This window comes from Listeria monocytogenes ATCC 19117 (genome assembly GCF_000307025.1).
Classification (GTDB): domain Bacteria; phylum Bacillota; class Bacilli; order Lactobacillales; family Listeriaceae; genus Listeria; species Listeria monocytogenes_B.
On the sequence record NC_018584.1, the window covers coordinates 2,314,322 to 2,328,608 of the forward strand.

Sequence of the window (14,287 nt, forward strand, 5' to 3'; positions counted from 1 at the left end):
CTTTAATTTATGTTATGATAGTTATTGTGTTAAGCGGGAATTATTCCAACAACTAAGGAGTGTGTTTTATTTAATGAAGAAGAAATTAATTCTTGGACTTGTCATGATGATGGCATTGTTCAGTCTAGCAGCGTGCGGTGGCGGTGGAGATGTCGTTAAGACAGACTCTGGCGATGTAACGCAAGATGAGCTTTACGACGCAATGAAAGATAAATATGGTTCTGAGTTTGTACAACAACTTACTTTCGAAAAAATTCTTGGAGATAAATACAAAGTAAGCGACGAAGATGTTGATAAGAAATTCAACGAGTATAAATCACAATACGGAGATCAATTCTCTGCAGTTTTAGCTCAAAGTGGCTTAACGGAGAAATCATTCAAAAGCCAACTTAAGTACAACTTGTTAGTTCAAAAAGCTACTGAAGCCAATACTGACACTAGCGACAAAACACTTAAAAAATACTATGAAACATGGCAACCAGATATTACTGTAAGCCATATTCTTGTAGCTGATGAAAACAAAGCCAAAGAAGTTGAACAAAAACTGAAAGACGGCGCAAAATTTGCTGATTTAGCAAAAGAATACTCTACAGACACTGCTACTAAAGACAATGGTGGACAATTAGCTCCATTCGGTCCTGGTAAGATGGATCCTGCATTTGAAAAAGCAGCTTATGCCCTTAAAAACAAAGGCGACATCAGCGCTCCAGTAAAAACACAATACGGATACCACATCATCCAAATGGACAAACCTGCAACAAAAACAACTTTCGAAAAAGATAAAAAAGCTGTAAAAGCTTCTTACCTTGAGTCTCAACTAACTACTGAGAACATGCAAAAAACGCTTAAAAAAGAATACAAAGATGCTAACGTAAAAGTGGAAGATAAAGACTTGAAAGATGCTTTTAAAGATTTTGATGGCTCTTCATCCAGTGATAGCGACTCATCTAAATAAGCACTAAAAAACACGCTTGGAAATTTCCAAGCGTGTTTTTTTATTCAAATATAGGATTGTAAAACGAACGATTATCTAACCCAAATACTCGTTCACTGAATTCACCAGGTTTTGTATGTTTTAGTACTTTATCCATCATGTTCAAGGAAGCATCCATTAAATCAATTTGGTGTAAAATCTCTGCTTCACGCACAAGTGGTGGTTTTGGACTACCCCATTCACCTTTGCCGTGATGAGAAAGAAGAACATGTTTTAAAACCACGACCTCTTCACCATCAATCGAAAGTTCGTCCGCAATTTTACTCACTTCTTCTACTACGATAGAAATATGGCCAATTAAATTACCTTCTAGTGTATACGTCGTTGATACAGGGCCTGAAAGCTCAATGACTTTTCCTAAATCATGTAAAATCACACCTGCGTATAATAAATCTCGGTTAACAGATGGGTAAAGATCGGCAACTGATTTTGCAAGTCGTAACATCGAAACTACATGAAAACTCAAGCCGGAAACAAATTCATGATGATGACGCATTGCCGCCGGATAATCATAAAAATCATCTTGATATTTTTTAAGCAATGCGCGCGTAATTCGTTGCAAATTCGCATTTTTCATTTCGAAAATATATTGTGTGATTTCATCAGCCATTTCTTCTTTATTAATTGGCGCGGTTTCCATGAATTCACTAGCACTAACACCGTCCAGTGCTGTAGCTTGTCTAATTTGGCGGATTTTCAATTGTTTTCGCCCACGATAATTTTGAATATCACCCATAAGATGAACTATTTGTTGTACCCCGTAATTCGCTTCATCACTTTCTTTAACATCCCATAGTTTTGCTTCTAATTCACCTGATTTATCTTGTAAAACAAGACTCAAGAATGGCTTTCCGTTGCTAGCCGTCCCTTTTACACTTGATTTAATTAGCAAGAATAGGTCTACTGTTTCTCCAACTTCAAAATCTAATAATCTTTTTTCCATTGTATCGCCTTCTTTCTTTCTGTAGTAAGAAGTTTCTTCACCCATTATAGCACGCGTATGTCCTCACTGGAAAAATATTTGCGAGTTTCTTGATGGCATGTGAAAAAAATGACTTGGTTTTCACTTTTTCGTTTTTGAAGCAGCTGCATCATTTGCCCCATTCTCGAGGAATCAAAATGCACAAATCCATCATCAATAATGATTGGTAGTGGAAAGTCTTTGTGAATAACATCAATTAGCGCAAAACGAATAGCCAAATATAGCTGCTCTTTAGTCGCTTGGCTAAGTTCTTCCGGGAAGAACGGAATTCTATCCTTACTTTCTACTTGAAGCCTATTATCTTGTAAGTATACTTTCCTATAGTTCCCACTAGTTAAATGATTAAAATATTCACTTGCCAGTTTTAATGTTTTTGGAAGTTTTCCTTCTTGTAACTGCTGCATCGTGTTTTGCAACATTTGAAGCGCTAGTTTTGTTTCTGTCCACTCAGCTGAGATTTGTTGTAATTTGCTTTTTTCTGAATAAAATTCTTGCATCAATACAGCGAAAGTCCCGCCTTCTTCCAATTTGTCTATTGCATGGTTTTGTGCTGCGAGTGAGGCGTGAAGTTGCTCTTGTTCTAATTCTATTTGCCGCAGTGATTCTTCTAATTGGAGCTCTTTTTCTTTGATAGTTGCTTGATTTTCATATCTATTTAGAGCTTCTCGCTTTTCTGGTTCAAGTTGCGCTTCTATTAAAACTAATCGTTCACGCCACTTCTGTTCTTCTTTTACGCGCATTGCAGCCATACGAAAGTCTTCTTCGTTACTCACATTCGCACGTTCTAGCAAGTCTGCCTTTTCTTTCTTTACAAGTAATAAATCTTGTTTAACTAAGTCTAATTGCATCGTTACTTGTTCTAATTTTTCAGCGAGCTTTGCATTTTCAGTTAGGTGGTTTCGATAATAGAGCAAACCTTGACGAAGAAAAGTAATTTTTTCTTCCGTGTCCGTATAATCTATAGGCAATTTTAAGTTTTCTAATCTTGCTCTATATGCTTCTTGCTTCTCTGCTAATGGTTCTAGTTTGGAGATAAGTTCCATTGCTAATTGCCTTTTTTCACTGTTTTTTTTGTAGATGCTAAGTTCGTAATGCCAGTTCGAACTAGGTTCAGTGTTTATTCCCAAGTCAGAAAAGAAGTGTCTAAGTTCCATCGTATGTTGGTAGATATTTTCGCTTAGTTTATTCTCAGCTGCTCTTAATTCAGCAATTTGTGAAGCAACCATATCCATTTCGTTCAAAAGTTGTTGCCATTCTTGTCTTATTTTCTTTTGTTCTAAAAAAGCTAGAATTTGCTCATTATTTGTTGGAGAAGATTTTCCAGTAGTAATAAAAGCATAACCCACTATAAGTGCAGAAACAAAAACAAGTGCTACACTCCAAATAGCTTGGAAAACTATCATCAAGACGAACGCTACTGCAAATATGCCCAAGGAAACCATCGTCTTAGTTTTAGAAGTTTTAGGACTATCCTGCATTTTTTCTTTTGCTTGTTGGAATGTTTTATTATCCCACATCTCCGCTTCTATTTGATCAATCTTTTTTTGGAGTTTTTCTTCGGAGTTATTAGTGAATTTTAATTTTAGCTGGATATCATGTTGTTGCTCTTTGTGGGACTGTTCTTTTTCTTTTAAGTGAATCATTGTTTGTTCTAATTCGCTCGACCATATTCTAAGTGGTTGTTTTGTGTCGACTTGCTGAAACTTAATCTCTTGCTTTAAATTCTTTAACTGGATTTCTCGCTCTCCAAAAGCTGCATAAGTTTCGATTAGATAAGTAACTTCTGCTTCATTTTCGGCAAAAAAAGCACTATGTTCATAATTATTGTTGCTAATTAGATTTTTTTGGCGTTCTTCTAGTTGGATAAGTTGATTTTGCCATTCTTTTTCTCGGAGATTCAAGTGTTCTAAACGAATAACTCCATCAGGCGGAAAAGTAGCTTCTGTTGTTTCAGAAGCTTTGTTACTGAGTGCTTTCCATTCTTGGTATAACGGCCACAAATCCGCTAATGTTGCTAATGCATCTAACTCAACTCGCATTGTTGTTTTTTCTTTTTGTAGCTCTGTTTGTCTTACTATCGCTTGCTCTTTCTCATTGATTAATTGTTCATATTGCGCATTTTGTTTTTTTGCGTTTTGAAAAGCTTGTTGGGCTTCTTTTACTTTTTTTAGTTGTTGGTTAATTAGTGGATTTCGCCCACTTGGTTTATATAGACTATCTAATTTTTTTTGTAATGCTTCGGCTGCCTTTAGAAGAGCGTCCGATCCTGTTGTTCCAGTTGCTAACAAATAGCGTTCAAATTCTTTCTTTTTCCATTGATGAATATTTTGTAGTCCGTGTATATCAAATGAAAAAATAGCCTCATAAGTGTTTCGATCAATTTCACCGATAATTTCTGGTAATTTTTCTTCTCCAGCGGTTTGGCCATCCCCGTAATATATCCGAACATCTCCCGTTGCTTTTCCTTTCAAGCGTTCAATGATGACTTTTCCTAAAGGTGTGTCTTCTAGTGTTAATCTTCCACCATATGGTCCACCGTTTTTTGGCTCCATGCGCGGTATCGATTGTTGTTTCGTTGGGAAACCGAACAAAATACTATGTATAAAAGCCATAATAGTTGATTTTCCGGCTTCATTTTCACCATAGAATACTTGGAAATTGGCAATATTATTAAAATGAGCATCGGACCATTTTCCGTAACCAATGATATCAATAGATGTTATTCTCATTTATCATCACCTTCCACTTCTGCAAGCGTCCTCCCTAATTCCATTAAAGCATCATGTAGTAGCCTCTCACGATCAATTTCAGACAAATCATCCAAGTATCTACTCACTCCACTTTCAAGATACAGAGCCTCTACTGCTTGATAAAAAGCAGATTCATCTTGTAGTGTCTCAAACGAATGCTTGATTTCTTCTCCTGCTAAATGTGATTCGTACCATGTTTGTGAATTACTTTGATTCGTTATCTCCGTTGTTAATTTGTGTACCCATACAAATGTGTTATCTGTGATTTCTACTTCTTCTTGAAGCATTTGTAACCAATCATTCGTATCGATTTTTTGTTTATTTTCCATCTTAACAATTATATGAAGAAAATAAGAGTGACTTCTTCCTTGATAGCTCTCTAACAACTTAGTAGTTTCTCGGTAAAAGGCATTTATCTCACTATTTTCTGGTAAGGTAATTACAGCTTCTTCCCAAATAATCGGACTTGTTCCAATGAAATCAATGGTTGTACTTGCTTCTGATAATGTAATGATACTGGCGCCCTTTTCACCTGATTCTTTGCGATTTCGACCTTGAATATTTCCTGGGTAATAAATGCTAGGAGACTCTGCAAGCAATTGTCGCTTATGAATATGACCTAGTGCCCAGTAGTCAAAACCTTTTTTGCTAATTTCTTGTACACGAAATGGGGCGTACACATCATGTTCTTCGCTACTAGATACTTCTGAGCCATGTAATAACGCAATGTGAAAATCAGCATTACCTTGAATCTTGTATTTATCTACTCGGCTTGAGCGAATATGACGTTCATTATAACTAAATCCATAAATATTAACGCTCACACCAGTGGCGGTTTTATGCGACATTACTTCTACTTGCTCTGAAAAAACGTGCACATTGCTTGGTAATGTGAGTTTTTCTTTATGCTTTTCTATAAAATCATGATTTCCATGAATCATAAACACGGGGATGTTCGCCACTTCTAACCGTTTCATTTCTTTTGAAAAACGCGCTTGAGCACGGACACTTTGATCTTCACTATCATATATATCTCCAGCAATTAAAACGAAATCTACTGCTTCTTTTATCGCCACAGTTGTAATTCGTTCTAATGATTGAAATGTGCTTTCTTGTATGGCAGAAAAAAGCGGCTGTGGTAGTGTCGAAAGCCCGATGAAAGGACTATCTAAATGTAAATCAGCCATATGTAAAAATTGGATTTCTTTCATGACTTTCGCCTCCTATAAAAACCGAATATACGTTCTTATTATATCGTACTATTACGTTAGGTACAAGCATTTCCAATAAAAAAATGACCCTATTATCTGCTAAATAAATAACAAATAATAGAGCCACTTGGTTTAATGAAAATTAATCATTAGCTACATTATAAAGATCTTGTAATGGCGTCATGATAATGCGATTTAGATCATTGATAATTGTACTCATCGCTTGCTCTTTTTCCATTAATTTAACGATTAGTTCGTTTTCTTGAACTTCTTGCGCTACTTGTTGTGCTACATCTACTGTTTCGTCGTCAATTTCTTGACCAGTCATTTGTTTTTCTTGGATAGTTACTTGAACATCGCGAAAACGTTCGAATTTTGCTTTTGCATCTGCATTTTCGTTTACTTCACGGTATGCATCTTGTAAGCTGATGAATTCAGGTGTTTCACGAATTCCTTTGTCTAAATCATGTGCTAAATCATAAATATTAACTGCCATTGATAAATCCTCCAAATATCTGTATTTGTCACTTCTGTTTCACTATAACAAAAAGTCGCCGGTTATTCCAGTATAAAAGAACTAAATCCACATTGCGAGAACACCTTGGATAATTCCAATAAATCCACCTAAAATCCCACCTAAATAAGTAATCATTTTTAACTCTCTACCAGAAATCTCTACAACAAGTTTTTCGATTTCAGGTAAAGAAAAAGTGGCAATTTGTGTTTCAACGAGTTTCGCCAAGTCCATTCTCTCTACTATTTCTGCACTATGTGTTGCTACAAAATCAAGCATCCTCTCTACTGCAAAAGGAATTACTTTTTCTGTAATAGCTGCTTCATAGCCACGTAGCATCACTTGAATGGGCTGATTAAATAATTTCTCGTGAGGAAAAGTTTGGATAAGTTCAGAAGTAAGTTGTCCAGCTAAATGAGCTTGCTTTTCAGTCGGGATAAGCTCTTGTAATTCTTTTGCTTCGAAATTTTTCCATTCTGTTGTTAGAAGTTGATTAATTAGATTTTTAGTGTCTTCTTGCCCGATGAGTTTTAAGCCTTCTTGTTGAATTTTTTCAGAAAAGCTATCGATATTAATAAACATTCTAGCCATGCTTCCCATTTTGCCGTGTTCTTCAAAGAATTTTTGTAGCATTTGTTTAATTTGAATTTTGCCTTCTTCACTCGATACAAACAATGTCATTTTGCTCGTGATTCTTTCTGTTACATGCGGTAGTTTAGTTGTTAGTTCTGACTCTAACATAGTTGGAATTAAATCGCTCATTTTTGTCGTTTTTTTAGTAGTTAGAAAGTGGTTGATTTCTTTCTCTAAAGTTTTTTCTACCCATGTCATAGAACGAATTTCTGCATTTTCATAACCGAAATGATGGAAGGCAGTGTTGGCTAAAGCCTTTTTTAGCACTAGAAACGTTGATTTATCAATGTTTCTAGTGCTTCTTTTTTTCGTAAAAGCAAACTAACTACAAAACTAACTACAACAGCGATTAAAATAAATATTTCTCTTTTTCAATGAATTGTGCGAATTGATCTGCACTGCGTTCTTCACGTTCAGGATAGAAGTAGTTATAGACCTGACGAGTCATTTTAGAATCTTTATGACCAACTCGGTACATAATATCCTCTAAGTTCATATCAGCCATTGCGCAAAGAGAGACATGTGTTTTTCTAAATTCATGAAGTGTAATTCGTTTTAAGTTGTACTTAGTCGCTATGACATCATACCAGTCATTTGGCTGACCGGGGCGACAAAAAAGATTATCTTTATTAGGGAAGACTAGCTGATGCTTATTCGTTGCTCTAATTCCCAAAACCTTAAACTCAAACTGCTGTCTAGTTCGCCATTCCTGTAACATAGCCATCGTTTCTAAATCAATTGAAATAGTCCTTTTACCGGCATTTGTTTTGGCGCTTTGACTGGCTACTTTAGTTTTTTTAGATTTTGGATCGTACTCAACTTCTGCCAATGTTTTACTGATTGTTAATTTGTTGTTATCAAAATTAATATCGTTCCATTCTAAGGCAAGTATTTCAGATTTTCTTGCACCAGTGTAGGCTAAAATACGAAAATAGGTTTCGATTTTCATATTGCCATGTTTTTTACAAGACTCCAAGAAAATAGCTAATTCTTTTGGTGTATAAACAGTCATTGTTTCTGTAGCGACTAAATGTTCATCAATTTCTTGACGTTTGATTGGTTCAGTTTTACGCATGGGATTTTCAAGAATCAATTCCTGTTGAACACCATATTGTAAAATTTGAGCAACAGCCCTGCGGAAATAATAAGCTTGCTTATAACCATCTCTTATCCAGCGACGATTGACTTGAGTACAAAATCGGACTGAAATGTCTTTAAGCATTTTATTTCCGAAGTATTCAAGTGCATGATCTTCAATCGCTCTTCTTGTTATCATGATAGTAGATGGTTTTACTTTTAAACGATATTGTTCAATAAATTCTTCATAAAGCTCTTTAAACGTAATATTACCATTCATCTTTAACTTATTTTTATCAAAATCAAGTTGTAACTGTCGATAAGTTTGCTGGGCTTCTTTTTTTGTTTGGAAACCACTTCTAGTAGTGCGTACTTCTTCACCAAATTCCGTTTTTCCAAGGTAACATTGGAATTTCCAAAGCTTTTGATTATACTTAGTGTATTGTTTAAAAGATACTGACATATAAAATCTTCCTTCCTAATTCATTATTTGGATTAGGATATTTTGTTGTTTGTAAGATTTTAATATTCGTTTTTATTCCCTATTTATGTTCAGCGCTTTTTAATTGATTTAAAACGTTCTTTAAGTCTTCTAGGTCATATAAATGTTGTCTCCCGATAATAACCGCTTCTAAACCGTTTAGATGAAGCATTTTTAACGTGTCGAAACCAATATGCAGCTCTTTCATTAAGGTTTGTTGGTTCACATATCTACCAAGAATCAAAGGTACTTTATCAGGAGTATTCATAGGCAATTTCCTTTCTGAGACTAATAGAATATTCAAAATTAATCAATAAAATTTTATTCAACCTTTCTTTCAGATATAGTATATGTTTCAAGGGATGCGAGCTAGAAGCAAATACTGTATATTGATTATAAGACTTCCAGCTCCCATTTCCTAGAAAAATATTGATGAGTTAAAATCTTACTTCTTACAAATATCGTTTTGATTTTATAAATTGGATAAATATAAATATGTGTTTAAGCTTCAATATCTTAAATAGTTATCTGTAAATTTGTCTCTTTTCTTCTATCAAATTATCTTTTGTCAAAAGATATCATAGGAGTTTCACCTCTCCCCAGTTTATGGCGAGCTTTACAGAAGTATCATTATATTCTTTGCATGTCGTGGCAGTAGGTGACAAGTCTACTTTGCTTGAAAAAAATCGCTCGCAATAAAATACACGGTCATGGCGCTTTTCAAGCGTTGCTCAATACAAAGAAAACGTATTTGATAGAAGATTATTCAATTATCAAAGAACAATGTTTCTATAAGTAAATTGGAAAAAGAAGAAATAAAAGCAACATAATTCTGATCTTTTTCAAAAAAGATAGAAAAGAGACAGGCAAAGTAGCCTGTCTCTCTAATTTAACCAAGGTATTTTTCTGGATCAAAATTGCGGACTATTTTTATAAAAGTTTCAGTTAAGTTTTGAAAGCAATCTTCATCCAAATAGCCTTGTCTGGATGCTTCTTTAATTAGCAAGGGCTTGAAATCTTTAAGTAACAATTCCATAGCTTGTTCATCCCCTTTTTTGGCTTGTTCAATTAGTGGTAAGAAATTTTTCATTATATCCCCCCTTCCTTAATGTTAGGTGAAAGAAGGAAGGGGGAGCACGATTGTTACACCATTGATTATCTTTTTAAAAATACCTCAAGTTTTTTTAATAATCTTTTTCTGAATATAGAGACTCCTTGACGGCTGATATCAAAAATTCGGGCAATTTCACTATCTGTTTTACATTGAATATATTTTTCATAAAGTAGTTTTTTTTCTTTGAAGTTTAGTTGTTCAATAGCCCTAGATAGCGCTTCGTTCTCAGCGAAATTTTCTAGATTCATAATTTCAGATTCTGAGATAAAATCAAGAGATAAATAAGATTCGGATATACTGCTTCTCATAATATCTTCTAATGAATCAGTTGGAAAGTAGGTATGAGAATATTTTTGTTTCTTTTTTAGGCAAGCACTGGCAGAATTTTTAATAGATTGCTGTACATAACTAACAAATAAATAGTTAACTTCAACTTCTGATTTCATGATTGAATCATCCTTTACTAATTATTTAATTTATACTGCCAGTAACCTCGAGTCACTTTCTCGACGTTTATAGAAGAATCTGAATTCATTCTTGGTAAAATATTGTTCGTCAAATTTGAGTAGTTGATAGATAGTTGAAAATCATTAATCAATTTTTCATATATTTGTTTATTACTTAGTGGCACACCATGACTTTTAAGAAGATGAGAAATTTGTAATGCTATTTTTGAGTAAGGAAGGTAGGATTTTCCTTCTTTTTTTGCTAATAAGTACTTAGCGTTCTCAATATCTTCTTTTTTAATATGATTTTGTCTCATTGTCGAATATTCATTATTTTCGTGAACATTCGTGTTAGTTTGACTAAGCTCATTTAATCGCTCTTTTAAGTCAAAATATTGTTCAGTTAGTTGTCGTCTTTCAGTCATAATTGCTTGCATAAGATGGTAAATGACTTTTTTTTCTTCTGAAATATTCATGTTTTCTCCTTTCAAATTAGGTATTCAACAATAAATTGAAATACCTAATGGAAAAAGCAACAAATATTATATATTGACAACACATAGATTCTCATCTATATTATACATAGATGTCCGTCTATATGAAAGGGTGAGGCGTATTGAAATGAAAAGACTTAGTTGATATCAAAAAAGTATAAAAATAAACAGTAGTCTTAAGGGAGACAATCTCCTTATTTTTTTGAGCATCACATAGATGTGCATCTATGTGGTTGAGGAAGGGATAAAATGAAATCATTAGTTTTATTTGAGTCAGAGATGTGTTGTGGTATCAAGATGACAGGAGCAGAAGTAAATAAAAATCTATTATATTTGAGCCCAACATTACAGAAAATTCAACGAGAAACAAATTACGAAGTGGAGCGTCATAGCTTAACAATTGAACCAAATGTATTTTTGGAAAATGAGGAAGTCAAATCATTAATAGATAAAAATGGCATTAGTGTCTTACCGATAACCATTGTGGATGGAGAGGTAAAAAAGTTTGGTGCCTATCCCTCATTAAAAGAATTTGAAAATTTTACAGGTGTAAATGAATAAAAATTTAGGAGGAAATATCATGGAAATGTATCAACCAGAGGCAATTCATTTAACGAAATATCTATTTTTCACAGGTAAAGGAGGCGTTGGGAAAACTTCTACAGCTAGTGCTACAGCAACTTATCTAGCTGACAAAGGGAAACAAGTCATGTTGGTTAGTACCGACCCAGCAAGCAATTTGCAGGATGTCTTTGAATTAGAACTCTCAAATAAAGGGACTAAAATTCCTAATGTAGAAGGTTTAGTTGTCGCCAACTTTGACCCTGTGGAGGCGGCTAATGACTATAAAGAAAGTATTGTAGGACCTTATCGTGGTAAATTGCCAGATTCAGTTTTGGAAAATATGGAAGAACAATTGTCAGGCTCTTGTACTGTAGAGATAGCCTCATTTAATGAATTTGCCAATTTTTTAACGGATAAAGAAGCCTCTACAAAATTTGATCATATTATTTTTGATACTGCCCCAACAGGTCATACTCTGAGAATGCTTCAATTACCTTCTGCTTGGAATAATTATTTAGATGAGAATGAGACCGCAACTGCTCCTTTAGGACAATTATCAGGTGCTGTAGACAAAAAAGAAATGTATGATCTAGCTGTTAAAACCTTAATTGACGGTCAGAAAACGACGTTGATGTTGGTAACGAGACCGCAAAAAACGTCTTTATTAGAAGCAGATAGAGCGTCAAAAGAATTGGAAGAAATGGGGATTAAAAATCAAGCATTAATTATTAATGGGGTACTGGAAGAAGCAACAGATAAAGTCTCTGAGGAATTTTATGCTATTCAACAGGAAGCATTAAAACAGATGCCAGCAAGTTTAGCTAAGTATCCAGAATATTTTGTACCATTACGTCCATATAATTTAACTGGAATTGAAAATATTAGAAAATTATTGAATGAACATCAAGAAGAACTATTGACGGGATCAATTAAACCAAAAGAATTTCCCCACTTACAAGCCATTGTGGATAATTTATATAAAACGGATAAAAAAGTTATTTTTACAATGGGTAAAGGTGGCGTAGGGAAGACGACGATAGCCGCAGCAATTGCAATGGCATTAGCGGATAAAGGGAAAAAAGTTCATTTAGCAACGACTGATCCAGCAGCACATCTTCAATTTGTTATTTCAGAAACTGACAAAATTAGCGTGAGTCATATTGATGAAGAAAAAGAACTAGCAGATTATCAGTCTGAGATATTAACAAAAGCTCGTGAAACAATGTCAGAAGAAGATGTGGCATATGTTGAAGAAGACTTACGTTCCCCTTGCACACAAGAGATTGCTGTTTTTAGAAAGTTTGCGGAAATAGTTGAAGGAGCAGATAGTGATGTTGTTGTGATTGATACCGCACCAACAGGTCATACACTATTGCTATTAGATTCAACACAAAGCTACCACAAAGAGATTGAACGTTCTTCTGGAGATATACCCGAGTCTGTTCAAAAGCTACTGCCTAAGTTACAAAATGGGGATGAAACAGAAGTAGTAATGGTCACATTACCCGAAGCAACACCTGTTTATGAATCAATTCGATTAAAAGATGACTTGGAGAGAGCGGGAATCGCTCGTACTTGGTGGGTAGTGAACAATAGCATGCTTTCTAGCGGAACAACGAACCCAATGCTTTTAGCAAGAGCACAAAATGAAGAAGTTTGGATTGATAAGGTAGCAGAGCTGTCTAACAATCATTACGCAGTGATTGAATGGAAAGCTGAGGATATTTCAGGAGATGCTTTAAGAGATATTTTATAATTTACGAGATAACTCATATTTTACTCATTGACAAAACATAGATAAAGTTCTATATTAAATATAGATGAACATCTATATGGAGGTGAGAATATGGATTATTTAGGATTATCAAAAATTATGAAGGCAATTGCAGAGCCTAATAGACTTCAAATATTAGATATGATTTCAACTGGTGAAAAGTGTGCATGTGATATTTTGGATAATTTTGATTTTACTCAGCCGACACTATCACATCATATGAAGGTTTTAATTGAGGCGGGAGTAGTAACCGCACGTAAGGAAGGCAAATGGCAATATTATTCTCTGGTAACAGAGAACATTGAAGAATTTCAAGAATTAATACATCAGATATTGAATATAAAACAAAAAGAAGGAGTTATGTAAAATGAGTAAAGTATCGTTGTATGAACCAGCAATGTGTTGTGACACAGGAGTTTGTGGTCCCGGAGTAGATACAGAATTGCTTCGAGTTTCCTCTATTATTCAAACATTGGAAAAAGCCGATGGTGTAGAAGTAGAGCGTTTTAATTTAACAGGTAATCCTGCGGCATTCATAGAAAATGAAAAAATTGGGGAGTTGTTACAGTCTAAAGGAGCCGACATACTACCAGTTGTTTTATTAGATGGTGAAATTGTGAAAATGGCTGGTTATCCGTCAAATGAGGAGTTTAGTGTCTATACTGGTGTTAATTTCTCAGAGGATAAGAAAGAAGAACAATCAAATAGTTGCTGCTCTCCATCATCTGGATGTTGCTAAACGAAGAAACTAAAGCTTATGAGAAGAAATTCTCATAGGCTTTTTTATTAAGTGAGACAGAATCTATTGACAATAGATAGATGAACATCTATATTATATATAGAAGAACTTCTATGTATGGAGGGATGAAAGATGGATTATGAATTAACAGCAAAAGTTTTTAAAGCATTAGGAGACCCAAAAAGAGTTCAAATTGTGGATATGCTCTCTTGTGGTGAGCGTTGTGCATGTGATTTATTAGAGCATTTTGAATTTACGCAACCAACGCTTTCCCATCACATGAAAGTGTTAATGAATGCAGGGATTGTTCAAGCCAGAAAATCAGGGACATGGCACAACTATTCATTGAATGCGGAGAATATGAAAGTATTATCTGGTGTTATTCAAACAATAATTCAAAACACAGATGACTGTATTTGTCATACGATTGATAATGCTGCATGTTCTTGTGAGGGTAAAGGGAGAGTAACAGCTACAAAGAAAGTAACAACTGCTTAGAATGATGATGTTAAAT

At 34.5% G+C, this 14,287-nt stretch carries 15 protein-coding genes and 1 pseudogene; 6 read left to right on the forward strand and 10 right to left on the reverse strand.

What is annotated here, in order from left to right; genetic code table 11:
• The first annotated feature begins 73 nt into the window (after positions 1 to 73).
• The gene (gene prsA2 / locus LMOATCC19117_RS11385) at positions 74 to 955 is read left to right on the forward strand and encodes a posttranslocation chaperone PrsA2 (protein ID WP_003726773.1); all 882 of its coding nucleotides are present in this window, start codon (positions 74 to 76) and stop codon (positions 953 to 955) included.
• 40 nt (positions 956 to 995) lie between these two features.
• On the opposite strand, the gene yhaM is transcribed toward prsA2, so the two are convergent.
• The 10 genes and pseudogenes from yhaM to LMOATCC19117_RS11435 all read right to left on the reverse strand — a co-directional run bounded on the left by yhaM (position 996) and on the right by LMOATCC19117_RS11435 (position 10,678).
• On the reverse strand, positions 996 to 1,937 hold the full coding sequence (gene yhaM, locus LMOATCC19117_RS11390) for a 3'-5' exoribonuclease YhaM (protein ID WP_003726774.1): 942 nt from the start codon (positions 1,935 to 1,937) through the stop codon (positions 996 to 998).
• A gap of 44 nt (positions 1,938 to 1,981) precedes the next feature.
• Positions 1,982 to 4,705, reverse strand: coding sequence for an ATP-binding protein (locus LMOATCC19117_RS11395; protein WP_003734375.1), 2,724 nt, complete (start codon positions 4,703 to 4,705; stop codon positions 1,982 to 1,984).
• Positions 4,702 to 5,937 carry a metallophosphoesterase family protein gene (locus LMOATCC19117_RS11400; protein WP_003734374.1) on the reverse strand — a complete coding sequence of 412 codons (1,236 nt, stop codon included), beginning with the start codon at positions 5,935 to 5,937 and terminating at the stop codon, positions 4,702 to 4,704. Before LMOATCC19117_RS11400 ends, LMOATCC19117_RS11395 begins: the two co-directional genes overlap by 4 nt.
• A gap of 142 nt (positions 5,938 to 6,079) precedes the next feature.
• Positions 6,080 to 6,433: a YlbF/YmcA family competence regulator gene (locus tag LMOATCC19117_RS11405; protein WP_003723354.1), complete on the reverse strand. Its 354-nt coding sequence runs from the start codon at positions 6,431 to 6,433 to the stop codon at positions 6,080 to 6,082.
• Between the two features lie 81 nt (positions 6,434 to 6,514).
• Positions 6,515 to 7,330, reverse strand: a pseudogene (locus LMOATCC19117_RS11410) (DUF445 family protein); the annotation flags it as partial.
• A 103-nt stretch (positions 7,331 to 7,433) separates the two neighbouring features.
• The gene (locus LMOATCC19117_RS11415; RefSeq protein ID WP_002367047.1) at positions 7,434 to 8,624 is read right to left on the reverse strand and encodes a site-specific integrase; all 1,191 of its coding nucleotides are present in this window, start codon (positions 8,622 to 8,624) and stop codon (positions 7,434 to 7,436) included.
• 79 nt (positions 8,625 to 8,703) lie between these two features.
• Positions 8,704 to 8,910 (reverse strand): hypothetical protein, encoded by a 207-nt coding sequence (locus tag LMOATCC19117_RS11420; RefSeq protein WP_003744413.1) that lies wholly within the window; start codon positions 8,908 to 8,910, stop codon positions 8,704 to 8,706.
• 621 nt (positions 8,911 to 9,531) lie between these two features.
• Positions 9,532 to 9,732, reverse strand: coding sequence for a helix-turn-helix domain-containing protein (locus LMOATCC19117_RS11425; protein ID WP_002372173.1), 201 nt, complete (start codon positions 9,730 to 9,732; stop codon positions 9,532 to 9,534).
• A 65-nt stretch (positions 9,733 to 9,797) separates the two neighbouring features.
• Positions 9,798 to 10,202, reverse strand: a complete 405-nt coding sequence (locus LMOATCC19117_RS11430) for a sigma-70 family RNA polymerase sigma factor (RefSeq protein WP_002415733.1) — start codon at positions 10,200 to 10,202, stop codon at positions 9,798 to 9,800.
• Positions 10,203 to 10,219: 17 nt separating this feature from the next.
• Positions 10,220 to 10,678 carry a hypothetical protein gene (locus LMOATCC19117_RS11435; RefSeq protein WP_010783800.1) on the reverse strand — a complete coding sequence of 153 codons (459 nt, stop codon included), beginning with the start codon at positions 10,676 to 10,678 and terminating at the stop codon, positions 10,220 to 10,222.
• Positions 10,679 to 10,945: 267 nt separating this feature from the next.
• On the opposite strand from LMOATCC19117_RS11435, the gene arsD2 reads away from it, so the two are divergent.
• The 5 genes from arsD2 (at position 10,946) to arsR (ending at position 14,271) form a co-directional block, all read left to right on the forward strand.
• Positions 10,946 to 11,257: an arsenite efflux transporter metallochaperone ArsD-related protein gene (gene arsD2 / locus LMOATCC19117_RS11440; RefSeq protein ID WP_003744430.1), complete on the forward strand. Its 312-nt coding sequence runs from the start codon at positions 10,946 to 10,948 to the stop codon at positions 11,255 to 11,257.
• A 19-nt stretch (positions 11,258 to 11,276) separates the two neighbouring features.
• Positions 11,277 to 13,016: an arsenite efflux transporter ATPase subunit ArsA gene (gene arsA / locus LMOATCC19117_RS11445; protein WP_003744432.1), complete on the forward strand. Its 1,740-nt coding sequence runs from the start codon at positions 11,277 to 11,279 to the stop codon at positions 13,014 to 13,016.
• 90 nt (positions 13,017 to 13,106) lie between these two features.
• Positions 13,107 to 13,400: an ArsR/SmtB family transcription factor gene (locus LMOATCC19117_RS11450; protein ID WP_002333381.1), complete on the forward strand. Its 294-nt coding sequence runs from the start codon at positions 13,107 to 13,109 to the stop codon at positions 13,398 to 13,400.
• Position 13,401: 1 nt separating this feature from the next.
• Positions 13,402 to 13,773, forward strand: a complete 372-nt coding sequence (gene arsD, locus LMOATCC19117_RS11455; RefSeq protein WP_003744436.1) for an arsenite efflux transporter metallochaperone ArsD — start codon at positions 13,402 to 13,404, stop codon at positions 13,771 to 13,773.
• A gap of 132 nt (positions 13,774 to 13,905) precedes the next feature.
• The gene (gene arsR / locus LMOATCC19117_RS11460) at positions 13,906 to 14,271 is read left to right on the forward strand and encodes an As(III)-sensing metalloregulatory transcriptional repressor ArsR (protein ID WP_003744438.1); all 366 of its coding nucleotides are present in this window, start codon (positions 13,906 to 13,908) and stop codon (positions 14,269 to 14,271) included.
• The last annotated feature ends 16 nt before the right edge of the window (positions 14,272 to 14,287 follow it).